A 23379-nucleotide genomic window follows, 5' to 3' on the forward strand; every position below is an offset into this window, starting at 1 on the left:
GAATCGTGAATCGTGAATCGTGAATCGTGAATCGTGAATCGTGAATCGTGAATCGTGAATCGTGAATCGTGAATCGTGAATCGTGAATCGTGAATCGTGAATCGTGAATCGTCAGGAGTATAGGTCTTGAAGCGCGTGGTAACGAGTATGTGAGTGGAACGAACATAACGAGGCACCGAACCAACTCTGCCTGCACGAACCAGCCCCGGCACCGCTTCGCGCTGCTTCCGCGGGTGCGCTTCGCTTACCACGCGCTACTCAATCTCGCGTGCACATGAAGATGGGGATTCCACCGGATTCGAGTGAGCACCCGTAGCGCGTGGTAACGAGAAAGCGAGCTCAGCGAGCGTTTTGAGGCACCCGCGGGAGGCGGCGGAACGACGCCCAATGGCACCGAACCATCATCGCCTACACGGGCCAAACCCGGCGCTGCTTCCGCGGGTGCGCTTCGCTTACCACGCGCTACTAAATCTCGCGTGCACATGAAGATGGGGATTCCATGGGCATGTGCACGTTATGCATATAGAAGGTTGGTAAAACAATACCGGTGGCGCCTTGGCTTAATGCCCCCACACCACAAAATAGGGGTTGAGCTTTTCGCTGGGGTTGGCATAGCTAAGTGCGGTGCCTTCCAGGGTTTCTACCCGGCCGCCGGCTTCGAGCACTACCGCATGAGCGGCGCCGGTATCCCACAAACAGGTGGGGCCCAAGCGTGGGTAGGCATCGGCGAAACCTTCGGCAATGATGCACAATTTTAACGAACTGCCCATGGGCAGCATGGTGTGCTCACCCAACTGTTCCAACCAAGCGGCCAAATCAGGGCTGGGGTGCGAACGGCTACCCACCACGCGCCACGTTACGCCCTCTTTAGGCTTGCCTGCCACGGAAATGGCCTTACGACTACCATCGGCTTCAACCTTAAACGCGCCCAACCCCCGCGCGGCCACATAGCCCACCTCCAGCGCTGGCGCAGTCACCACGCCGAGCACCGGCTTACCGTTTTCAATGAGGGCAATATTGACGGTGAACTCACCGTTACGCTTGATGAACTCTTTGGTGCCATCCAGCGGGTCGACTAGCCAGTAGCGGCCCTCAGCATCAGCACCGGAAAAACCCTCGATGTCCTCTTCAGAGAGGATCGGGATCTGCACCGGCAGCGCCTGTAAACCGCGCACAATAACGTTGTGCGCGGCCATATCAGCCTCGGTTAACGGGCTTTTATCTTCCTTCTCCTCCACGCTAAACTCGCGGGCGTAAACACTCATGATGGCGACATCAGCTTCGCGGGCAATGCGTTCAACGGCATCCAGCAGTGCTTGATCAATAAGCGCCATAATCTAATCCCTCTATAAGACTTAGTCCTTAAAAACCTAGTCCTTAAAAACCTAGCCCTTTAAGATTTAGTCTTTAAGACCCAGCCCTTGCATAAAAAAAGCTGCCAAGTAGCAGCCAACCTCGCCACCACCTGACAGCTAGCGCATTCAAGTCAGCTAATCATTCCACGTTCACGCAATGCAGCGATCACGGCGTCAGCCGCTTCTTCAGCGTCCATTTCAGATGTTTTCAAATGCACATCCGGTGCTTCAGGCGCTTCATAAGCGGAATCAATGCCTGTGAAATTTTTCAGTTCCCCGCGGCGGGCCTTTTTGTAGAGGCCTTTCGGGTCACGCGCCTCAACAACATCCAGCGGAGCATCGACAAAAATCTCCATGAACTCGCCCTCTTCCAGCAGATCCCGCGCCAACTGGCGCTCGCTGCGGAAAGGCGAAATAAATGCCGACATCACAATTAGCCCGGCATCCACCATCAGCTTGGCGGTTTCCGCCACCCGGCGCACATTTTCAACGCGGTCAGCATCGGTAAAGCCTAAATCACGATTCAAGCCATGGCGCACGTTATCGCCATCCAGCAGATAGGTATGCTGGCCGTGGGTGAAGAGTTTTTTCTCGACCAGGTTAGCAATGGTCGATTTACCCGCCCCGGAAAGCCCGGTGAACCACACCACGGCTGGCTTCTGACCTTTGGCCCACGCACGCGCCTGCTTATCAATATCCACATGCTGCATGTGGATATTCTGGCTGCGTCGTAAGGCGAAGTGCAGCATGCCTACGCCAACCGTATTGTTGGTCATACGGTCGATGAGAATAAAGCCACCGGTATCGTGGTTGTCTTCATAAGCATCAAAGGCAACGACCCGGTTAAGACTTAGATTACAAATGCCAATCCCGTTAAGAGGCAAATGCTTGGCTGGCATATGTTCCCGGGTATTTACATTGACCTGATACTTGATGTCCGTCACAGTCGCCGAGACCGTTTGGGTGCCCAACTTCATCAAGTAAGGCCGGCCCGGTAACAGTGGCGCTTCGTGCATCCCGACCAGCGTAGTTTCAAACTGGTCAGCGGTGTGGGCTGGCTGATCTATACCGGAAATCACATCACCACAAGCAATATCAATTTCATCTTCCAGCAACAGCGTGATGGACTGTCCAGCGACAGCTTCGTCCAAGTCACCATCCAGGGTATAGATACGCGAGACAATGCTGGTTTTGCCAGAAGGCTGAACGCGGATTTGATCGCCAGGGCGAACCACACCGCTGGCCACCATGCCGGTAAAACCGGGGAAATCCAGATTAGGGCGATTCACCCCCTGCACGGGCATGCGGAAAGGAGAGCGCTGAAGGTGCTCCGCATCCAGCTCGACGGTTTCCAGGTAACCCAGCAGCGTCGTACCGTGGTACCAAGGCATTTTAGCGCTGTGTTCGATGACGTTGTCGCCCTTCAGCGCCGACATGGGAATGAAGGTGATGTTCTCCAATCCCAGCTGTTTGGCGAAAGCACGGTACTCTTCAACGACCTGATCAAAACGCGCTTTGGAGTAGTCGACCAAATCCATCTTGTTAATGGCCACCACCACGTGGCGCATGCCCATTAATGACATCAAAAAGCTATGGCGGCGGGTTTGCGTCAAAATGCCATGGCGTGCGTCGACCATCAAAATAGCCACGTCGGCAGTAGAAGCCCCCATAACCATATTGCGGGTATACTGCTCGTGCCCTGGGGTATCCACCACGATGAACTTGCGCTTTTCGGTAGAGAAGAAACGGTAGGCCACATCAATGGTAATGCCCTGCTCGCGCTCAGCAGCCAGGTCATCCACCAGCAGCGCAAAATCCATCTCGCCGCCCTGGGTGCCGTATTTTTTCGAGTCTGCTTCAATGGCCGCAAGCTGGTCTTCAAACAGCAACTTAGACTCAAACAACAAGCGGCCAACCAGGGTACTTTTACCGCCGCCCTCGTTTCCACAGGTAATAAAACGCAGCGCCCCCATATGCTCGTGGGCCTTCAGGTAACCTTCGATATCGTCAGTAATTAAATTGGATGAATGAGACATTAAGAATACCTCTTTTGCTTCTTCTCCATGGATGCCGCGCTATCGTTATCAACCACTCAACCCTGGCGTTCTGACGTTTGCCCCTAAAGATATTATTTAACCGTTTCTTCGACACGGCGCGGGCTTGGCGGAAACCACTGCCCCGTTGCGGCAACACGGCATTGCACCGTATCAAGTGGGGACAGTTTTACCGGCAGGTTGAAGCCCACATACCCGCCACGCGGCGGCAGCAAACGACACAGCTCCTGGCGAAACTCCACCGCGCGCACGGTGCTGGTAAGCTCACCATTGACCCACAGTTCGATCTCTAATGGCGCATCGCGTTCACCCGCCCACCAGGCCCAACCGCTGACACTCTCCGTGGTGGCCTCTACCAGACAAGCATGAGCCCAGGGCTGGTTCGACTTGAACATCTCATAACGTGAATCAAACAATCCGGAGGCATACTGGTAAAGCTCAATGTCTCGTCTATTCAATTTCCTGAGTTCAACGAGATCCTCTTCATCAAATTCATACTCGTCCTCCAGACGAGTCTTACCCTGATTATCTTCGCGCTCAAGAATGCGGGTTGCAAAACGATCATTCAACATTTCCAGACTTTCAGAATAACGTTCTGTTAAGCCTATAAACCCGATAGCCTCAAGATTTACCCTGGAAAAGGCCCTGCGCTGACGATTCCGCATCGCTGGGTCTGAATAGAACTCCTTAAAGCTTCCTTTGTAATCCATATTCCTGACAAAGTGCTCATATTCAGATGCAATGCGTTGCAGTGGTTCACGAAGGAAGGTGATGGTGTTTCCCACGCCCCACAGGGAAACAAAGCGCACGATAGGCACGTGCCCTACGATCATGGCTGGATTATCAAGTGCCTGCCTGAACTGCCAGAAATCAGGTTGATCGACATGCAGAGACTCCTTCACAAAAGGAGACGTCGCCTTAGCGTTCGGACCATAATCATAAACAATTCGCTCTGGCGAAAAATACGTTTCAGCCCCCTTGCGAAAGCTTGTCCCGGCAGTTTTAGGTATGTGCATAAAAAAAAGTGACATCTATTACATCTCCTTTATACAACGCCCGCTTACACAATCACTTCAGCGTAAAGGTGGCGAGAGTCCATTCCCGAATGAGTATTCTTGAGGTATCGACTATTATGAGCAGAATCAGGTGCATCCACCGTAGCGCGTGGTAACGAAGAACGCGAGTTCAGCGAGCGTTCGAAGGCACCCGCGGATGGCGTCGGAACGACGCCCCTGGGCACCCAACCAACTCTGCATACACGAACCCCGGCACCGCTGCGCGCTGCATCCGCGGGTGCGCTTCGCTTACCACGCACTACTAAATCTCGCATGCACATGAAGTGAGGATTCCAAGGCCATGTGCACGTAATCACGCCACCGGAATCGAGTGATTGCACCCGCGGGAGGCGTCGGAACGACGCCCATTGGCACTACTCTACTGTCACGCTCTTAGCCAGATTACGCGGCTTATCCACATCCGTGCCTTTCACAAGCGCTACGTGGTAGGAAAGCAACTGAAGCGCTACCACGTGCAACACCGGCGAAAGCAGACCGTAATGCTCTGGCATCATCAGCACATTGACGCCTTCAGACGACTTCACGGCACTATCGCCATCGGCAAACACATATAGCTGGCCGCCACGGGCGCTGACTTCCTGCATGTTGGCTTTTAACTTCTCCAACATCTCGTCGTTGGGGGCCACCACGACGACGGGCATTTCTGCATCGACCAACGCCAAGGGGCCATGCTTCAGCTCACCCGCTGGGTAAGCTTCGGCATGGATATAGGAGATCTCTTTAAGCTTAAGCGCACCTTCCAATGCAATGGGGTAGTGGCGACCACGGCCCAGAAACAGTGCGTGCTGCTTGTCGGCGAACTGCTTTGACCACGTTTCAATGCTCGGTTCCAGTGACAGCACTTTATCTACCGCAATGGGAAGGTGACGCAACTCATCAAGGTAGGCTTTTTCATCTGCTTCACTTAAGCGCTGGTTGGCTTTGGCAAGCAGCAGAGTAAGCAGGAACAGCGCGCTTAGCTGAGTGGTGAACGCCTTGGTAGAGGCAACGCCAATTTCCGGCCCGGCGCGGGTAATAAATCGCAGCGCTGTTTCACGCACAATGGCGGATTCCGGTACGTTGCAGATCGCCAAGGTATGAGTATGGCCTAACGATTTAGCGTGGTGAAGCGCCGCCAGCGTATCCGCCGTTTCACCCGACTGTGAGATAACCACTACCAGCTGTTTAGGATTAGCGACGCTTTGGCGGTAACGGTATTCGCTAGCAATTTCGACGTTACAAGGAACGCCCGCCACTTGCTCAATCCAGTACTTGGCGGTCATGCCCGCATAGCTGGAAGTACCGCAAGCCAGGATCAGCACGGCTTCTACCTGGTCGAAAATATCAGCGGCTTTCGCACCGAAGATGCCCGGTTGTAGCTGCCCTGCCCCGCTAATCATTTCCAGCGTATTGCTAAGGGCCTGGGGCTGCTCGAAGATTTCCTTCTGCATGAAGTGGCTGTAGTCACCCAGCTCTACCGCATTAGCGCTTAGGTTTGAAGTAATGATCTTACGCTCGACCACCTGGCCAATGCCATCGACGACAACCACTGCTTCGCGACTTAACCGAGCCACATCACCGTTTTCAAGGTACATCAAACGCTTGGTAGTGGAGATAAGTGCGGAGGCATCCGAGGCGGCATAGTGCCCATCAATTCCTATGCCCAACATTAGCGGCGAACCTTCACGGGCAACCACTAAGCAGTCCGGCTCTTCTTCACTAATCACTGCCAGAGCAAAGGCTCCTTTCAGGTGTTCAACCGCGCACTGCACAGCAGAGAAGAGATTTTCGGCAGGCTCACCAATTTGGCCTTTAAAGCAGGCCTGGATCAGATGGGCGATGGTTTCGGTGTCGGTATCCGAGGTAAATTCATACCCCAAGCCCTGTAGCTGAATGCGCAACGCTTCGTAGTTTTCGATAATGCCGTTGTGCACCACCGCCAACCCGCCGGAGATATGCGGGTGGGCATTACGTTCTGCCGGTACGCCGTGGGTGGCCCAACGGGTGTGGGCAATACCCACATGACCACTTAGCGCCTTTTCCTTCACTAGGGCGGCTAATTCCGCCACACGCCCTTTAGAGCGGGCACGCTGCAAAATGCTGCTTTGCTCACCCGATAGCAACGCCAAACCTGCTGAATCGTAACCGCGATACTCCAATGTAGATAAGCCTTCCAAAAGAAAGGCAGTGCTATCCTTTGCGCTAACCGCGCCAACAATTCCGCACATAAATATTCCTAAAATATTGATTAATAATCACTAAAGCAGAAAAACCAGTTTATTCCAGACGGAATAAAAGCAAATAAAACACCAATTCTAACAACACAAAGTTTCACATATAACCATAGCGTAGCATGGTATCGCACCCTTAAAACACACACTATTCAGAAGCCATGAACCAAAATAATTTTTCTAAAAAAAAGCCAGGATTTAATAAGATTTATTTACGCTCTTCTGGTAGAGAGAAATCCAAACCAAACTCATTTTCTGGTGAATCAATCTTCACATTTGAAGTGCCAGCACGAGATTTGCACTTCGCCTCTAACTCACGCACTTTACGATTCAGATCATCATTTTCCTCTAGAAGGTTACTAATTTTAGCTGCTAGCTCAGCTCTTTCATTTGCTTGAATATGAATCAACTCATCCAAACGCTTTTTAAGAGCACCGATTTCACTTTCATCATTAACTTTACTAGTCATAAAAACTCACGTTAGAGATTATTCAAGAAATCAAGGCGACCATTTTTAGAGAACTCTAGAGTCACATCATCATAAACATTATTAGATGTTATATATTTTTCAAAGGCAGTGACATTATCGCTCACTTTAACATCAACACCGAACAGCCCTAGGTCTTTCAATCTGTAAGACAACATGCCCAATGAATAATTAACATCATTCATAGTCAAATCGAAACCATGAACAGGCTTGACTGGGAGAAATCCTGTTTTTCCTATAATTTTATTTTTCATGATTCCATCTAACGATTTATTTGCACCCATTCCTTCCCATAAATCAAAATCCATAAACTCTAGCAGTTCTCTTCTAAGCACACGCCCCAAACCAATTGTTTCGCCAACCCTGTGCGGTTGACTTTGTTGTTCATTAGAGGCGCCATAACCTTTCCAATAAATTGTTTTTTGGCTAGAGAAATCATGCAAATAACAATCTTGAAAACCTAAAAAAAGAGCACCTTTAGACACTTTCTTAGAATAAAATCTAAATGTGTCTTCACATATAAAATCATCTGAACCTAAAACCACTAATGCATCAAAATCAAATAAGCGTGCATAGTTAAGCCCAGCTTGCCATTTATCAGATAACGGCTGGTTAGGGTACTCTAAATAATGAACACCATATTCCTCGCAAATACTGCGACTAATTTCACCTTCCGAACCCACAGCAATTATTTGAATATCGATATCGGGGCTGAGTTTTTTTCCCAACTTCTCATAGTAAGAAAAAAACAAACGGCTTAACTCATGCCTTTTCCAGACACAAGTCAAGATTAACAATTTAACTTTATTCTCAGGTACTTGCCGACCGTTTTGTTTTAAAAAATTTATCAAAGACCCATCACTTTGAGAAAAATGATTACTAATTAAACATGAATTAATAAAGCTAAGTGTGTGCCATAGTGAGAAAGTTTGAATATTTTTTTGCCTATTGAAATCAAGAAAAGAAGCTGTAATTTCTGCTACATCTTCCCATGAATCAACTGCCGTTGGTGAACGACTAATCGTTCTCGCCATAATAATATAAAGCAGTGCATCGCCAGGTGTTTTTTTAAGGCAGTTTCTACATATATCAAAACTGCGAAAAAAATTTCCACTCTTAAGTGCCATTTCCGCTTGGTTAGCAGAAACAATATCAAATCGCATTATTTATAGCCAACCTTTTAGGACTGAATATTCATTTCAACTTACCAAATGCAAGATAAATAGTAGAGTACCCTTTGAGAATAACACTCTTCACTTCTAATTTGGAGAATAGGTGATTATATCTATCGTACACTTCGTCTTCATCTAAAAAGAAACGCACATGCCCAAAAGAATCAAAATTAGGAACAGAAAAAACTACAGAAGCTCTACTTGGCATACTACCTAAAAGATCCAAATCCTTCTCTATGTGTTCCAGCACCTCAAGCAATATATATACATCAGCAGCATTTTTAGTTAATAAGGAAGAAGAAAAAGCATTGCCTTCTATAAACTCAACCCCCTTTGTTCTATTTTTTGCCTGAGAAATGGCAACAGAACTATAGTCAAACCCTGTATAATTAAGATTAGGCAAGCGTTTAATTGCATACTCAGCAAACTGGCCTGGTCCACAACCAATATCAACAACGCTTAAAACATCATTATCTTGAAAATACTGAAGCACTTCATCCCAAGCCGGAACATAGATCGAATTATCAGAATTTGATGCATATTTATCTGAACTTTCATAAACAGCATCATAAAATCGATAAGAAACTTCGATCGAATATTCAGAAGTAATTTCGTACTCAAGCTCTTTTTGAATAGCAAAAGCTGTTAAAGGTATGTTTTTGCCTTGAGAACTAGTCAGAAAAATAGAAGATTTAATAAAACTATGGGCTGTATTGACATAACCTTGCTTTCGTAATACATCGGCAGCAAAACTTGCGAAACCTATTAACCCAGCATACTCTTGGTCAGTTTTAATAATATCCCAAATACATCTCTCGGCTTTCCTCCAACATTTTTTATCTCGATAAAAAGCGGCCAAAACATGTAAAACCTTACTATTAAAAACACCGATTTGCACGGACAGCTCTAGCAAATAAACAGCCTCATGCAAACGGTGTTGATTTCGTAGCGCTTGAGCCTTAGCAACAACCAAGTCTATTGTTTTACTCTGAGCACCTAATAAAGAGTGATAAATTTCAACTGCCTTTAAATATTCTTCCTTATCATTATAGCTTCTAGCTTTTTTTTCTAAAGAAACAGTATCAATTTCTTCCATCTTTTTCTCATTATTCTTCATACACACTCACTAGGGAGTAAAAAACTAGAAAGCTTTGATAGCTTTTATTTGATCTTGAGAAGATAAATAAGGATGCATCGGCAAACTCATTACCTTTTTAGCTATTTCATCACCAATTGGCAGGTGTACCGTATCATCCTTCACAGCGGGTTGCTTGTTTAAAGGAATAGGATAGTGAACCGCAGTTGGAACGCCAGCTTCTTTCAACTTACCTAAGACTTCTTCACGGTCTTCGACAAGAATAGTATATTGAGCCCAGGCTGAAACACACCGTTCATCAACATAAGGCGTGCTGACAATACCTGCATCGTTAAGTAAACGCGTATAGGAAGTGGCAACTTGATTGCGCTTTATGATCTCATCAGCAAATATCTCAAGCTTAGGTAGCAGTATGGCCGCCTGCAGGGTATCCAAGCGACTATTTACGCCAACACGCACATGATGATAGCGCTTATCCTGGCCATGGCGCGCTATCTGACGAAGCAGTCTCGCTAAGTCTTCATCATTCGTGAAAATAGCCCCACCATCGCCATAACAGCCCAAAGGTTTGCTAGGAAAAAAACTCGTGCAGGCTATTGTACTGAGATTGCAGGATTTTTTCCCATTGAAGCTAGCACCAAAGCTCTGGGCAGCATCTTCGATTACCGGAATGCCATGTTTTTCAGCAATCGCATTGATCGCATCAAAGTCCGCGCACTGTCCAAACAGCGATACCGGTATAATAGCCTTAGTACGCGGTGTAATTGCCGCCTCCAATTGGGCGGGATCAAGATTGTAGGTTTTTGGGTCAATATCCACATAGACTGGCTTAGCGCCTAATAAGGCAACCGTTTCTGCTGTTGCAATATAAGTAAAGCCTGGAGTGATTACTTCATCACCAGGGCCTATACCTAATGCCATCTGCGCAATCTGCAGCGCATCGGTACCATTAGCACATGTTATGCAATACTTAGCTCCCGTAAATGCAGCTAACTTATCCTCAAGTTCAGAAACTTCAGGGCCAAGAATATAATTACCATGCGCAAGCACTTTCTGGATATTGGCATCTATTTTATCTTTGATGCGCTCTTGCTGGGCAGCCAAATCAATAAATTGCATGATAATCAATCACTTTTAGTTAAAGTTTTGCCATTAAGATGATAAACCTTACCCGTATGAGGGCAGGCGACTTCTGCTTGACCTTCCAATGGCAAATCCAATTGCTCACCATACTCACTCATCCAGCCAATTTGCCGCGCAGGTACGCCTACCATTAATGCATAAGCCGGGACATCCTTATTAATGACAGCGCCAGCACCAATAAAGGAATACTCGCCTATGGTAACACCACACACGATGGTGCAATTGGCACCCAAAGTGGCCCCTTTCTTTACCAAAGTATCACGATATTCGCTTTTACGTTCAATCAGTGAGCGAGGGTTATAAACATTGGTAAACACCATGCTCGGACCACAGAAAACACCTTCCTCAAGGTGAACGTTGTCATAAACTGAAACGTTATTCTGAATTTTGCAGTTATCACCTACTGTGACCTTATTGCCAACAAAAGCATTTTGACCAAGGGAAACCCCCCTACCAATTCTAGCGCCAGCACACACATGCACGAAGTGCCAAACTCGGGAGCCTTCGCCTATCTGGGCGCCTTCATCAACGATTGCAGATTCATGTACTTGATAATCCATGCGTTTCTCCTAGATGAGTTTTCTCAGAAAAGCATGTGCCTCATTTTCAGCAGGAGCCTCAGGCTGAGCTGTTCGAATATGGTGTACGGTCTCAACGCAGTGCCTAGCATCTTCAATGCCATAACCGCGGCCAGCAAGAATCTCCTGATAGCTAATTGTATGAAGATCTGTGAACCCGGCGGAAAATTCTATTTGCTCACCTTCACAGCTTATATTACGGAACGTGGTTTGCTTGCCTTTTACTTCGTCAGGTAGGTCATTAGCATCTATTGACAAAAACCATGGAACCCTGGCTTTTTCATACTCCAAGTAGCCACATGCTTTATAGTCGTTGGCGTAATGCAAAACATTTTTTTCTAACTTACCAAAAATAAAATGCAGCATATCAAAGAAGTGAACACCAATATTAGTAGCCACACCAAACGACTTGCGCGGATCGCCTTTCCAGCTTTCCATATACCATTTCCCGCGTGAAGTAATATAGGTTAAATCTACCTGATACTTTTCACTACGATTTTCATTCGCTACTTTTTCTTTAAGCTTCAAAATAGCTTCATGGTGGCGTAATTGTAAAATATTATAAACACGCTGGCCTGTTTCTTTCTCTACCTCAGCTAGTTCATCCAGGAGTTCAGGTGTCGGCACTAGCGGCTTTTCGCAAATAACATCACACCCCAACCTAAGGCCAGCTGCAATATGCGAATGGTGCAAATAGTTGGGAGAACAAACAGCCACATAGTCCAACGCAGTTAATGAAGTGCGCTTCAAACGATAGGCATGCTCTTGAAATCGCTCAAATTCAGTAAAAAACTCGCTATCAGGAGAAATACTATCGATGATACCTACGGAGTCATTAGTATCGTAGCCGATACTTAAATTATGGCCCAGCTCTTTAATCGCCTTCATATGACGAGGTGCGATATAACCAGCAGCACCGATTAAAGCAAAATTCTTCATATTAAACACCTGCTCCATTATAAACGTAAATCGGATTCAAGTTTAGTAAGAACATGCTTCACATCATAAAGAACATGTTTTTCCTTACCAAAAGAGCGTATTTTCTCGGCGCCCCATTGCTTAAATTCAGAGTGGTCAACTGCCAACACAATAGCGTCGTAAACACCTTCGATTAAATCGGCCTCAAGCTTAAGACCATACTCTTCTTGAACCTCTTCTGAATTGGCCCAAGAGTCGTAAATATCAACATGCATATTAAAGCTTTCCAGCTCCTTAACCATATCAATAATCTTGGTATTACGAACATCAGGGCAATCACCTTTAAAGGTGAAACCAAGAACAAGCACACGTGCTTCATCAATATGAATTTTCTTACGACTAACAGCTTTGACCAATTGTGTGGCGGTATATTGCCCCATTCCATCATTAATACGCCGACCAGCCAAAATTACTTCCGGCTGATACCCAACTTCCTTGGCTTTATAAGTAAGGTAATAAGGATCAACACTGATGCAATGTCCACCAACCAAACCAGGTTTAAAGGGTAAGAAATTCCACTTGGTTCCAGCAGCCTCCAACACCTCTTGACTATCAATACCTAAAATATTAAATATTTTGGCAAATTCATTGATAATAGCAATATTCAAATCACGCTGGGTATTTTCTATCACTTTCGCGGCTTCAGCTACCTTAATGGAGCTAGCAAGGTGTGTACCTGCAGTAATAATAGAAGAATAAAGCTCATCAACAAACTTGGCTACCTCAGGCGTAGAGCCCGACGTGATTTTTTTAATTTTTGTCAGTGTGTTGACTTTATCACCTGGGTTAATACGTTCGGGACTATAACCCGCATAAAAATCTTCATTGAATTTCAGACCTGACCCTTTTTCAATCACTGGGATACACACTTCTTCTGTAGCACCAGGGTAAACTGTTGATTCGTAAATCACCACATCCCCCTGTTTAATCACCGTTGCGAGCATAGCTGATGCTTTACGTAACGGTGTAAGGTCAGGTGCATTGTTATCATCGATAGGCGTAGGTACCGTAACGATATAGACATTACAATCTTCAATTTCTTTTACATTACTCGAAAAAAATAACTGTGAAGCCTCTCTCAACTCAGTTTCTGAAACTTCTAGTGTAAAATCAAATCCATTCTTAAGCTCTTTCACTCTTTTTTCATATATATCAAAACCTACAACACTATGACTTTTCCCAAACTCTACAGCCAAGGGAAGACCTACATAGCCAAGTCCAATAACAGCGACTTTCAAATTTTCAATATTCATTTACACACCTATACCAGATAAAAACATAATGGAACCACTATCTCTACACAGTCAACAGATATCAGCTTAAGTCATTTTCCAATATCGCTCCCTTAACACACTATTTGCATGATCTTTATCAGTTTTATACTTGACAAAAATAGTATTGTTAAAGTCTATTTCATTATGCGAAATCCATTCTTTTGTATGAGGCAGAACATACATAGGAAAGCCATGATCTTTACAAAAAATCCCCATCCAAATATCTGCCATATTTTCTTTTTCAAAAAAGCTGAAATCAATATCAATTTTTTCAGTGTCGAAAGCCATTACCCCTGTACCAGCAAACTCAACTCTTTCCATATGATTAACTTCATTCAGGCACTTATAATTTTCTTCAATATCATCATAATAACAATTAGCATTTTTGCTTAGGACACGGCCATGGTAAGAGACAACACAAGGCTGATTGAGAAAAGCAAGATATTTTAAAGTTCTTTGAACATAATCACCGGGGTAGTAAAGGTCATCATCTATCGAAAAATAAATACAGTTTTTATCAGCCCCTAGCATATAAAACTTACCAGCATCACCGCGATTAACACCAGTATCAAGAGAGCTAATTACAACAATTTTAGAGTCGCGCAGAAAATCTTCTATTCGCTTAAATCCATTTTGATAAATATAAAGTTTATCAACTTGATCAATGATGCTATCAACAGTTTCCCTAAAACTGTCCCATCTGCTTTCGATGACTGCAACTCCGCAGACTATTTTTTTGTCTCTAAATTTTTCTTTTGTGGCCATTTCTGAAAGTGAGAGGCTCGGGAACTCTGAAACCAGAGGATTTAACTTTCTTTCCTCATAATTCATTTTACTTTCGTGCTCACCATGATGCACCAAAGATCTTCTAACTTGGTACATATTAAATCCAGCAGCATAAAATCTTTTAGAAAGCTGAGCTCCAACTCCAGATGATAAAAGCGGTTTATTATCCCATGTACTTAATGGAATTTCCTTCAGACGATACCTCAAAAGGGTAGAGTCGAATACCAAAGCCATATCAAGCCATTGAGTTTTGTACAGGCGAAGACCATTAAAATTTTGAATAACTCTCGTAAACCCTGTCCAGCACTGAACCCGCCCATCTTCAAGCAAATTCAAAGATATCTTTTTCGGATCATTTATGGCACACCAAGATGAAATTGATTTTTCAAAAAAATCTTCATTTAGCCGAACATCATCCGGCAAATAATAATAAAAATCAGATTTTGTCTTACTCAACTCTAAAAATATATGGTTTACAGTTTTCCAATAACACTTTTTCCCACCATTAACTTCTGACCTGTGTATTTTAATTTTATCTTTATACTTGTCATTCTCTGAATCCAGCGTAACAGGTACATCGCTTGCATCGTCGTAAATAAACATATTGACATCAACATTATTATATTCTGCCGCACGATAAATATCTGTTATCAACGTATTAAGAGACTCATTCCTATTATATGATGGTATACCAATGCTCACTTTTTTCTTCACATCAGTAATCGGCTTTAGCCCTACGGCATTTTTAGGCGAACCACTCAATTTCAACAAATCGTTATAGATACTATAACTCTTAAAATCTTCAATATTTAGTTTTTCATAGCACTCAGTGGAAACACCATATTTTTTAAATGCTGTAACATTCTCACTATGCTTGACATCTAATCCTAAAAGATTTTGTTCTTCAAAGGTGGTTGCGACTAATCCGAATAAGTATGAGTCACTTCCTACTTTTATCTTTAAATCATTTTTCAAGCTAATTGGCAGCATGCCTGTCGCTCTAGTTATCCGCCTCTTCATTAAGCCGTCTAAACTTTTATTAACTTTAAAACCTTTCCAAAGATTAAAGTCTAGATATTCTAGTAGGCTTCTAGATAGCATCCGTCCTAGGCCAATTGTTTCACCTACTCTATCAGGTTGTGCTAAACCTTTTGATGCTGAGCCATATCCCTTCCAATGCCCTACTCCCATAGATTTAACATCGTATAGATATAAATCCTGAAAACCAAAAAAAAGAACATTTTTATCAATCATTTCCTTGTATAATAAAAATACCTCTTTACTAACAAAATCATCAGACCCCATTATAACCAATGCATCAAAATCAAACTCTTTAGCATAGTCAGCACCACCCTGCCATTTCTCACTCAAGGGCTGATTTGGTCTCTCGATATAGTTAAAGCTATATTCTTCACACATTTTTTTAGAGACTTCACCTTCGGAACCAACTACTAAAATCTCCAATTCAATTTCATCTTTAAGCTCACTCACCATTTTTTTATAGTACTCGTAGAACATACGAGTAAGGTCGTGCCGCTGCCAAACACAGGTGAGCATTAGCAATTTAGTTTTATTTCTTTTTACTTTAACTCTATTTTCCAAATAATGAGGAAACGATTTATTATCCTCAAAATAAGAACGCATAATGTATTTATTACAAATACTTACCAAAGGCCAAACAGACATTGTGTCTAAATCTTGCTCTATTCTTAAACTAATAAAATCAGACAAAACCTTCTGCAATGCTATATTTTTGCTCAAATCATTGTTTTTATTTAACGACCTAAGCATCAAAGTTAATGCAATCTTGTCAGCTGCATTTATCCTCAGCGCCTCAAGACACAAAGCTACTGCATCTTCACTTTTGCCATTAAACAAATACTTTTCCGCTAATAAAACTTCTTTAATATCCATATCTTCTCACAATCGCATTGATTATAAATTAGTGATATACTCAATTGCTAAATCAATATCACCGTATCCATTTAGACACATTGTCTATTAAGTGCAATCAGTTAATCCACAAATCATTTGCTTTACGTTTCTCAATATAAAAAGCTCGAATATAGAAAAACTCCTATATTATTACAACTTTTACATCACAACTTATTATGCTGAGCATGAAAACTCACTGAATATTTTCAGGCATAGAAATTTATAAACTCAAGCTACTATATACGACAACAACCACTTAATCAGTTATTTCTAATCCTAATGCACCAGGAAGATAGTACCACTTAGCTTTACGCTGCCACTTATTAAGCAGGAAACTCCAATCTTTTTTAAGTTCATTTTCTAGAGCAAAGTCTAAATTTTCGATCAGTATTTCCAAAACCGGCGAAGGTAGGTGCTGCAGTAGCTGCGAAAGCCCAGAATAAATACCATTATTAACCTTTTCGAGTATTGGCCCAATTATCACCAACACTCTAGAGTTATCTGGCAACCATTGCCCAAGCTGTTTCAGCGTAGTTTCAGCATTGTAAAATAGAGTAGTTTGTCCTTGAGATTCATATTCTATTAGCGGAGCATGGACTATGTTGACAGCTTGGCGACAATTGTTAGCTTCTAAGGATTTGATAATAGCCGCACACTGCGACCTTTGATGTTCAATGCTGATAATAGAAGTTGGAAGGTCATTTTCAGATGGCGCTACCGCCTCGTTAGGCTGCCCCTCCAGCATGAGCTGAGATTGGTTTCCATGGGAGCTTACCTCCGCCTTTGCAAGTAACTCAGTGGTGGCTGCACTACCAAACACTACCACCACATCGTAGCCTTGCGAATGATACTGCTCTAATAAAGCTAGAGCGTAGCCAGGATCTAGCTCTGTGCTTACTGGTTTCTGACCATGATGAAGATAGTGGATCAGCGCCCGTTCATCGCGTTGCTTATGGGCCAGTCTAGTCACATGCTGCCCGAGTGCATTACTGGTCTGCTGAATATAGCTACGCTGTTCTCTTAATAGCGATTCCAGCTTGCCTTCCATTTTACTTTCCAGCGCTTCGAAACGGCTTTGGATAACTGTCTGATTCTGCTGCTGAGAAGCCAACTGCTCCCGGAGTTGAGTGATGGTACTTTCTTTCTCACTCAACTGTTGTTTGAGCGCGGCACATTCTTTGCTGGCATTCTCCGCTTGTAAGGTTTTCTCATCGCACTGCTTTGTTAACTTTTCAAGTTGTACTCGTGTTTCACGAAGCGCTTCGTCTACTTCGCTAAACTGCTGTTTGAGCGTGGCGCACTCTTTACTGACGCTCTCCGCCTGTATTGCTTTCTCATCGTGCTGTTTCGTGCGCTCTTTAAGCTGTGTATCGGTCTCACGCAATGCTGCAGCTGCTTCGGTAAGCTGATTGGCATTCTCTTTTAGAAGTTTTTCGTATTCTGAAAGTTTCTTTTTGAGACTGTCACACTCTTGTTTGAGCGCATCCGCTTCTTCTTGAGCAACTTTTAATGGTAAGTGTAGCGCGTTACGTTTGAATTCAAGCAGTATAAATTCCGGGTCTTCACTGCTGTCAGGATCAATCTTTTCTGCGCCAGTATCAAAACCATACTGCTGGCACCAAGCGATTAACTCGGCCTGGGTTGGCATACCTTCATAAAGGCTGATCGGGCTGGTGCGCACAAAGAGCCCTTCGAGGTCATCTAATATGCCTTCTTCTTGCCACGCTTGCAGCAAAGACAAGGCCTGCTCGGGTTGCTCCAGAACCAAGTGGGTCATGAACGTACCCGATGGGCAATGCTCACTGATCAGTTCATTTAGCGGCTGTGTTTCCACTGGTTTTCGCTGTGTTTCAGCAACTCCGGGATATAGCGATTTAAGCCCCGACGCTGGCGCTAAGCTATCAAACCCCGGCACGTTGTAGCTATAGCGCGTAGCTTCCTCTGCCTGTGGAGCAACCACAGCGCTTACATATTTCAAATCACTCTGAATGCCTTTGAGTGTTGGAGACTCAGGCCTGGGCGTAATAACAAGCGAAGGAAGAGCAATATGCTTAAGAAGGGCTTCGCTCTCCTGGCGTATCGGCCCAATGTGTATAAGCCGCGGTTTTACTGGAGCGTTCATGTAGGCGACTCCTGTGTTTTACGCTGCTCTTTAATCCCATCGCGCAAATAATGCAGTAGCGGGTGATGGCCAGAGGCAGCTACATCAGGATATGTCACCACATAAAACTCAGTATTAAACCGGGGGCCTGGGTTACGTCCTTCAATCGCGCCGAACTTTATGAAGTGTTCAGCAGGATTAATATTGGCTTCGGCAATATCTTTGTACTGCGTAAGATACCAATCGGCATCAAATAGTTCGCTTTGCTCTAGCAAGTCGACTAATTCTTTTAATGCTTGATTATCGCGACCTTTGTAAACAGCGGCAGACTGACGGCGAGCATGGGCACGCAGCCAGGCCAGTAAGCTATTTAGCCTTTTGCTCTCTGCTTCACTGGTTCCCGATTTGAGCTCTATATAGGCTTCTTCCAAGGCCTCTTGAACTATATGCAACTGTGACAATAACAGCTCATTCTCTTCCTGAGCGCTATCGCGCTCATCAATCATTTTTCTAAGCTGCTGTTCGGCTTGTTGGCTTGAAGCTGCTTTGTTTGCTTGATGTTGAGTAACTTCCAATGCTTCCTGCACGCTATTCAGTTGAGTGAGTAATAACTTGTTCTCTTCCGTAGCGCTGTCACGCTCTTGGGTGATAATTTTAAGCTGATGTTTAACATCATGGCTCTCGTTCGCACTTTGCAGGGCCGAACGCACGGTTTCGCTTGTTTGCTCAGTGGAAGCACTACAGGCATGACTACTTGCGCTGAGGAAAGCCAACTCGTCTTGTAGCTCAGTATCTTCAGCAACTAACTGTGCTGCGGCTAGGCGGTGGAGCGGCGTGGCTTCAGGCAGACGCTTTACTGCAGCTTCGGCTTGCAGAATCACATCGGTAACGTTGGCGGGCAGCTCGTCTGAAAGCGTGAGCGTTTCTCCCGGTGCCATGCCTAATAACGTTAGTTGGCTGCGGTGGCGACGAAATAGTTCCAGTAGCCGTTTAGCCATGTCTTTCCACTGTGCAAGAGAGCCGTCAATAGGTTCTTCTCGCGCTAGGCAATCGGCAATAAAGCCAGTTGGCTTGGGCCATATCAGCACGGCCTCTGGCTTGCTTTCTTGCTGCAACCAATTACTGAGAGCTTCAAACTGACTGGTGGAATGTGCTTCCAACGTTAGCGCGCCCACATCTTCAGGTGCTTGTTGCAGCGCAGAGAGCGTCATTGGCGTATGTTCTGGCAACGCAAAAAGGCCAAGATAGATTACCCGTGGCATCGTGTATTGGCTCCTTGTTATGTAAATTGTGGGGCTTCGTTAAGCAGCACACCATCGGCATCTTTATCTGATACCTGGGGCGATTTGCCCTCTACTAGCGGCCACTCAATCGCGAGTTGAGGGTCATTCCAACAAATGCTCACTTCGTCACCAGGCGCGTAGTAATCAGTACATTTGTACTGGAACTCGGCTGTTCCACTGGTCACATAAAAGCCGTGGGCAAACCCAGGCGGCACCCACAGCAACTGCTTGTTCTCTTCGCTTAAGGTTACCCCTACCCACTGGCCGAACGTCGGTGAACTCTTGCGCATATCAACGGCGACATCGAATACTTCCCCTTGGGTAACGCGTACTAGCTTTCCCTGGGGCTGCTTATATTGGTAGTGCAGGCCCCGCAAAATACCTTGAACGGACTTGCTGTGGTTGTCCTGAACGAACTGGTAGTTACCACAGTGGATTTCAAATTCGCTTTGACGAAAGGTTTCCATGAAGAAGCCCCGCTCGTCGCCAAATACTTTGGGAGTGAGCAGGACTAGATCGGGAATGGCGAGTTTTTCGTAGTGCATAGATAGCTCGTGAAAGGTGAAGAGTTAGGTGTGAGGCGTTAAAAGCGAGGAGCAAGACTCCTCCCTCCTCACGTTTTACCCTTCACTTTTAAAAGGCGTTGGAGATATAGGCCGTACTGGGTTTTGGCGAGGGGCTTGGCGAGTGTGGCTAAGCGGTCGTCATCGATCCAGCCGTGTTGCCAGGCGATCTCTTCCAGGCAGGCGATTTTGAGGCCTTGACGGTGCTCAATGGTTTGCACGTATTGGCTGGCTTCCAGCAGGCTGTCGTGAGTGCCTGTATCTAGCCAGGCAAAGCCGCGGCCCAAGCGTTCAACGCGCAGGTCGCCACGCTCTAAATAGGCGTTATTGACGCTGGTGATTTCCAGCTCGCCACGTTCGGAAGGCTCTACGGCTTTGGCAATTTCAACGACATCGTTATCGTAGAAGTAAAGGCCGGTAACGGCATACGCGGATTTGGGTTTTTGCGGCTTTTCTTCGATGGAGATCGCGTTGCCGTTTTCGTTAAACTCCACCACGCCAAAGCGCTCTGGGTCTTTAACCAGGTAACCAAATACGGTGGCACCGCTAGCCTGCTGGCTAGCTCGCTTTAGTTGGTCTGAAAAGTGCTGACCATGAAAGATATTGTCGCCTAGCACCAGGCAGACGGGGCTTTCGCCAATAAACTCTTCACCGATAATAAATGCTTGGGCGAGGCCATCCGGGCTTGGTTGTTCGGCGTACTGCAGGCTGATACCAAAATCTTCACCGTTGCCGAGTAGGTTCTGGTATTGGGGGAGGTCTTCTGGCGTGGAAATAATCAGTATTTCACGAATGCCCGCTAGCATGAGCACCGAGATCGGATAGTAGATCATCGGCTTGTCGTAGATGGGTAGGAGCTGCTTGGATACACCGCGGGTAATGGGGTGCAGCCGAGTGCCGGAGCCACCGGCTAGAATAATGCCCTTTCTTTGTGAAGGGTTAGGTGTGAGGTGTGAGGTGGTCATGGTCTATCATCCGTGATGAAACAAGTAGTAGTTGTGAGGCGTGAGGGGTGAGGTGGGAGGTCTACTCCTCACATTTCACCCCTCACGCCTCACAGCATTCTGCAAGCGTTAGCGCTAGCTGGTGTTGCCAAACCGGTAATGTGACACCAAGCGCGGCCTCAAGTTTAGTCAGGCGCATACGTGAGTTGAGCGGGCGCTGGGCAAGAGTTGGAAATTCCACGGTGGGTATGCCACTCACGGTGCCGGATTGGATCGCTAACTCTTCGCCAAGTGCCTGTACTTGCTTGAAAATCTCGCTGGCGAAACCATGCCAGCTGGTTTCCCCTCTTGGCGCCAGGTGGTAGATGCCTGATGTTATGTGAGGGGTGAGGGGTGAATTGTGAGGCGTGAACGCTAGCGCGGTGACTTGGGCGATTAGGCGTGCGGGTGTGGGCGCGCCTATTTGGTCGTTGACGATGCTAAGTGCATCGCGCTCGCGGCCCAGACGCAACATGGTTTTCATAAAGTTATTGCCGCGGGCGGCGTATACCCAGCTGGTGCGGAAAATTAGATGTTGGCAGCCACTTTGGGTAACCGCTTGGTCGCCTTCCAGCTTGGTTTTGCCATATACGCTCAGCGGTGCCGTGGGGCTGTCTTCCTGCCAAGGTGTTTCACCATCCCCTGGGTAGACGTAATCAGTAGAGTAGTGCACCAGCGGAATATTGTGCTTGGCCGCATACTCGGCTAATTGTGCTGGCAGCTCGGCATTGAGGCGTTTGGCTTGCTCTGGTTCGCTTTCGGCTTTATCAACCGCTGTGTAAGCGCCTGCGTTGAGGATCAACGCAGGCTGGTGTTCAGCCAAGTAGGCGTCTACTGCATTGGCATCTGTTAAATCAAGTTCATGCCGTGTAGGGGCTAACACATTACCGAATAGGGAAAATTGGCGTTGTAGCTCAAAGCCGACCTGGCCGTTGCCGCCGGTAATGAAGATATTCATTGGGGATCCTTTTTATACACGTAGAAAGTTCGTGCATGTGGCAGCGCTTCGCGCTGCTTTCGCGGGTGCGCTAACGCTTACGCCGCGCTACGAAAAACTGACAATTCGGGCGCTTGTACAATCCTATACATTCCCTAGGCGTTGGCCTTGGTAGCTGCCGTCTTGGACGCGTTTCCACCAGGTTTCGTTGGCGAGGTACCATTGCACGGTTTTGCGTAAGCCGGTTTCAAAGGTTTCTTCTGGTACCCAGCCTAGCTCGCGTTCGATTTTGCTGGCGTCGATGGCGTAGCGGAGGTCGTGGCCGGGGCGGTCAGTGACGAAGGTAATTAAATCTTTGTAAGTAGTGAGGGGTGAGCGCTGCGCTTGTGAGGGGCTCTCCTCACTCCTCACGCCTAACACCTCACTCGGCGCTAAATCATCCAGAATCTCACAGATGGTTTCCACCACGTGCAGGTTCGTTTGCTCATTGTGGCCGCCGATGTTGTAGGTCTCGCCTACTTGCCCTTCTGTGGCGACTTTGATCAATGCGCGGGCGTGGTCTTCTACATACAGCCAATCGCGGATCTGCTGGCCATTGCCGTACACCGGAAGCGGCTTACCGGCTAGGGCGTTGAGAATCATCAGCGGAATCAGCTTTTCCGGGAAATGGAACGGGCCGTAGTTGTTCGAGCAGTTGGTGACTAGCGTGGGCAGGCCATACGTACGCTGCCAGGCGCGCACTAAGTGATCAGAGCTGGCTTTACTCGCTGAATAAGGCGAGCTGGGCGCATAGGGTGTCGTTTCTGTAAACAGTGAGGCGTGAGCGCGCTGCGCGCTTGTGAGGGGTGAGTTTTCCTCCTCACTCCTCGCTCCTGACTCCTCACATTCAGCCAAATCACCATAAACCTCATCCGTACTGATATGGTGGAATCGAAAAGCGTTGCGACGCTCGCCTTCCAAGCTATTCCAATAAGCGCGTGCGGCTTCCAGCAGTACGGCAGTGCCCACCACATTGGTTTGAATAAACTCTGCCGGGCCATCGATGGAGCGGTCTACGTGGCTCTCCGCCGCTAAGTGCATCACCACATCAGGCTGGTGCTGCTCGAACAGTTGTTGCATGGCCTGTGCATCGCAAATATCGGCCTGGGCAAAGATGTAGCGCTCATTGGCTTCAACGCTTGCCAGGGATTCTAAATTGCCTGCATAGGTAAGTTTGTCTACGTTCACCACCTTATGGGCAGTGTTTTGAATAAGTTCCCGCACTACTGCAGAACCGATAAAGCCTGCGCCACCGGTAATTAAAAAGGTTTTGGTGTTCATAGTTCTCTTAATAGCCGATGTTAATGGGCTTTTCGCTGTGGCCTGATA

Annotated in this window: 18 protein-coding genes; all 18 read right to left on the reverse strand. The window is 46.2% G+C overall.

The window, feature by feature from the left end; all coding sequences use genetic code 11:
- Positions 1–560: 560 nt before the first annotated feature.
- The 18 genes from cysQ to ACW17M_RS22865 all read right to left on the reverse strand — a co-directional run bounded on the left by cysQ (position 561) and on the right by ACW17M_RS22865 (position 23331).
- On the reverse strand, positions 561–1334 hold the full coding sequence (gene cysQ, locus ACW17M_RS22780) for a 3'(2'),5'-bisphosphate nucleotidase CysQ (protein WP_342411147.1): 774 nt from the start codon (positions 1332–1334) through the stop codon (positions 561–563).
- A 152-nt stretch (positions 1335–1486) separates the two neighbouring features.
- The gene (gene cysN, locus ACW17M_RS22785; protein ID WP_457548151.1) at positions 1487–3391 is read right to left on the reverse strand and encodes a sulfate adenylyltransferase subunit CysN; all 1905 of its coding nucleotides are present in this window, start codon (positions 3389–3391) and stop codon (positions 1487–1489) included.
- Between the two features lie 92 nt (positions 3392–3483).
- Positions 3484–4440 (reverse strand): hypothetical protein, encoded by a 957-nt coding sequence (locus ACW17M_RS22790; RefSeq protein WP_457548152.1) that lies wholly within the window; start codon positions 4438–4440, stop codon positions 3484–3486.
- Between the two features lie 398 nt (positions 4441–4838).
- On the reverse strand, positions 4839–6692 hold the full coding sequence (gene glmS / locus ACW17M_RS22795) for a glutamine--fructose-6-phosphate transaminase (isomerizing) (RefSeq protein WP_457548153.1): 1854 nt from the start codon (positions 6690–6692) through the stop codon (positions 4839–4841).
- 211 nt (positions 6693–6903) lie between these two features.
- Positions 6904–7164 carry a hypothetical protein gene (locus ACW17M_RS22800; protein ID WP_176316370.1) on the reverse strand — a complete coding sequence of 87 codons (261 nt, stop codon included), beginning with the start codon at positions 7162–7164 and terminating at the stop codon, positions 6904–6906.
- 11 nt (positions 7165–7175) lie between these two features.
- Complete coding sequence (locus ACW17M_RS22805; RefSeq protein WP_457548154.1) at positions 7176–8345, reverse strand: hypothetical protein; 1170 nt, start codon at positions 8343–8345, stop codon at positions 7176–7178.
- Between the two features lie 31 nt (positions 8346–8376).
- Positions 8377–9450 carry a methyltransferase domain-containing protein gene (locus tag ACW17M_RS22810; protein WP_457548155.1) on the reverse strand — a complete coding sequence of 358 codons (1074 nt, stop codon included), beginning with the start codon at positions 9448–9450 and terminating at the stop codon, positions 8377–8379.
- Between the two features lie 45 nt (positions 9451–9495).
- Complete coding sequence (locus ACW17M_RS22815; RefSeq protein ID WP_457548156.1) at positions 9496–10569, reverse strand: DegT/DnrJ/EryC1/StrS family aminotransferase; 1074 nt, start codon at positions 10567–10569, stop codon at positions 9496–9498.
- 5 nt (positions 10570–10574) lie between these two features.
- Positions 10575–11153 (reverse strand): UDP-2-acetamido-3-amino-2,3-dideoxy-D-glucuronate N-acetyltransferase, encoded by a 579-nt coding sequence (gene wbpD, locus ACW17M_RS22820; RefSeq protein WP_176316366.1) that lies wholly within the window; start codon positions 11151–11153, stop codon positions 10575–10577.
- Between the two features lie 9 nt (positions 11154–11162).
- The gene (locus tag ACW17M_RS22825) at positions 11163–12110 is read right to left on the reverse strand and encodes a Gfo/Idh/MocA family oxidoreductase (protein ID WP_457548157.1); all 948 of its coding nucleotides are present in this window, start codon (positions 12108–12110) and stop codon (positions 11163–11165) included.
- A 17-nt stretch (positions 12111–12127) separates the two neighbouring features.
- Positions 12128–13402, reverse strand: a complete 1275-nt coding sequence (gene tviB, locus ACW17M_RS22830; protein ID WP_457548158.1) for a Vi polysaccharide biosynthesis UDP-N-acetylglucosamine C-6 dehydrogenase TviB — start codon at positions 13400–13402, stop codon at positions 12128–12130.
- A gap of 66 nt (positions 13403–13468) precedes the next feature.
- The gene (locus ACW17M_RS22835; RefSeq protein WP_457548159.1) at positions 13469–16123 is read right to left on the reverse strand and encodes a glycosyltransferase family 2 protein; all 2655 of its coding nucleotides are present in this window, start codon (positions 16121–16123) and stop codon (positions 13469–13471) included.
- 277 nt (positions 16124–16400) lie between these two features.
- Positions 16401–18266 carry a hypothetical protein gene (locus ACW17M_RS22840; RefSeq protein WP_457548160.1) on the reverse strand — a complete coding sequence of 622 codons (1866 nt, stop codon included), beginning with the start codon at positions 18264–18266 and terminating at the stop codon, positions 16401–16403.
- Positions 18263–19507 carry a hypothetical protein gene (locus ACW17M_RS22845; protein WP_457548161.1) on the reverse strand — a complete coding sequence of 415 codons (1245 nt, stop codon included), beginning with the start codon at positions 19505–19507 and terminating at the stop codon, positions 18263–18265. Before ACW17M_RS22845 ends, ACW17M_RS22840 begins: the two co-directional genes overlap by 4 nt.
- 17 nt (positions 19508–19524) lie before the next feature.
- Positions 19525–20073 carry a dTDP-4-dehydrorhamnose 3,5-epimerase gene (rfbC, locus tag ACW17M_RS22850; protein ID WP_176316360.1) on the reverse strand — a complete coding sequence of 183 codons (549 nt, stop codon included), beginning with the start codon at positions 20071–20073 and terminating at the stop codon, positions 19525–19527.
- A 68-nt stretch (positions 20074–20141) separates the two neighbouring features.
- The gene (gene rfbA, locus ACW17M_RS22855) at positions 20142–21056 is read right to left on the reverse strand and encodes a glucose-1-phosphate thymidylyltransferase RfbA (protein WP_009288279.1); all 915 of its coding nucleotides are present in this window, start codon (positions 21054–21056) and stop codon (positions 20142–20144) included.
- 82 nt (positions 21057–21138) lie between these two features.
- Positions 21139–22032 carry a dTDP-4-dehydrorhamnose reductase gene (gene rfbD, locus ACW17M_RS22860; RefSeq protein ID WP_457548162.1) on the reverse strand — a complete coding sequence of 298 codons (894 nt, stop codon included), beginning with the start codon at positions 22030–22032 and terminating at the stop codon, positions 21139–21141.
- 123 nt (positions 22033–22155) lie between these two features.
- On the reverse strand, positions 22156–23331 hold the full coding sequence (locus ACW17M_RS22865) for a dTDP-glucose 4,6-dehydratase (RefSeq protein WP_457548163.1): 1176 nt from the start codon (positions 23329–23331) through the stop codon (positions 22156–22158).
- Between the last annotated feature and the right edge of the window lie 48 nt (positions 23332–23379).

This window comes from Vreelandella sp. 2A-K22 (genome assembly GCF_054065485.1).

Coding starts and splice junctions, on each gene's coding strand:
- rfbD (WP_457548162.1), bottom strand. CDS start 22,032: ATGAATATCTTCATTACCGGCGGCAACGGCCAGGTCGGCTTTGAGCTA.
- ACW17M_RS22805 (WP_457548154.1), bottom strand. CDS start 8,345: ATGCGATTTGATATTGTTTCTGCTAACCAAGCGGAAATGGCACTTAAG.
- tviB (WP_457548158.1), bottom strand. CDS start 13,402: ATGAATATTGAAAATTTGAAAGTCGCTGTTATTGGACTTGGCTATGTA.
- rfbA (WP_009288279.1), bottom strand. CDS start 21,056: ATGACCACCTCACACCTCACACCTAACCCTTCACAAAGAAAGGGCATT.
- ACW17M_RS22835 (WP_457548159.1), bottom strand. CDS start 16,123: ATGGATATTAAAGAAGTTTTATTAGCGGAAAAGTATTTGTTTAATGGC.
- ACW17M_RS22845 (WP_457548161.1), bottom strand. CDS start 19,507: ATGCCACGGGTAATCTATCTTGGCCTTTTTGCGTTGCCAGAACATACG.
- cysQ (WP_342411147.1), bottom strand. CDS start 1,334: ATGGCGCTTATTGATCAAGCACTGCTGGATGCCGTTGAACGCATTGCC.
- ACW17M_RS22840 (WP_457548160.1), bottom strand. CDS start 18,266: ATGAACGCTCCAGTAAAACCGCGGCTTATACACATTGGGCCGATACGC.
- ACW17M_RS22800 (WP_176316370.1), bottom strand. CDS start 7,164: ATGACTAGTAAAGTTAATGATGAAAGTGAAATCGGTGCTCTTAAAAAG.
- ACW17M_RS22825 (WP_457548157.1), bottom strand. CDS start 12,110: ATGAAGAATTTTGCTTTAATCGGTGCTGCTGGTTATATCGCACCTCGT.
- rfbC (WP_176316360.1), bottom strand. CDS start 20,073: ATGCACTACGAAAAACTCGCCATTCCCGATCTAGTCCTGCTCACTCCC.
- ACW17M_RS22790 (WP_457548152.1), bottom strand. CDS start 4,440: ATGTCACTTTTTTTTATGCACATACCTAAAACTGCCGGGACAAGCTTT.
- glmS (WP_457548153.1), bottom strand. CDS start 6,692: ATGTGCGGAATTGTTGGCGCGGTTAGCGCAAAGGATAGCACTGCCTTT.
- ACW17M_RS22810 (WP_457548155.1), bottom strand. CDS start 9,450: ATGGAAGAAATTGATACTGTTTCTTTAGAAAAAAAAGCTAGAAGCTAT.
- ACW17M_RS22815 (WP_457548156.1), bottom strand. CDS start 10,569: ATGCAATTTATTGATTTGGCTGCCCAGCAAGAGCGCATCAAAGATAAA.
- cysN (WP_457548151.1), bottom strand. CDS start 3,391: ATGTCTCATTCATCCAATTTAATTACTGACGATATCGAAGGTTACCTG.
- wbpD (WP_176316366.1), bottom strand. CDS start 11,153: ATGGATTATCAAGTACATGAATCTGCAATCGTTGATGAAGGCGCCCAG.
- ACW17M_RS22865 (WP_457548163.1), bottom strand. CDS start 23,331: ATGAACACCAAAACCTTTTTAATTACCGGTGGCGCAGGCTTTATCGGT.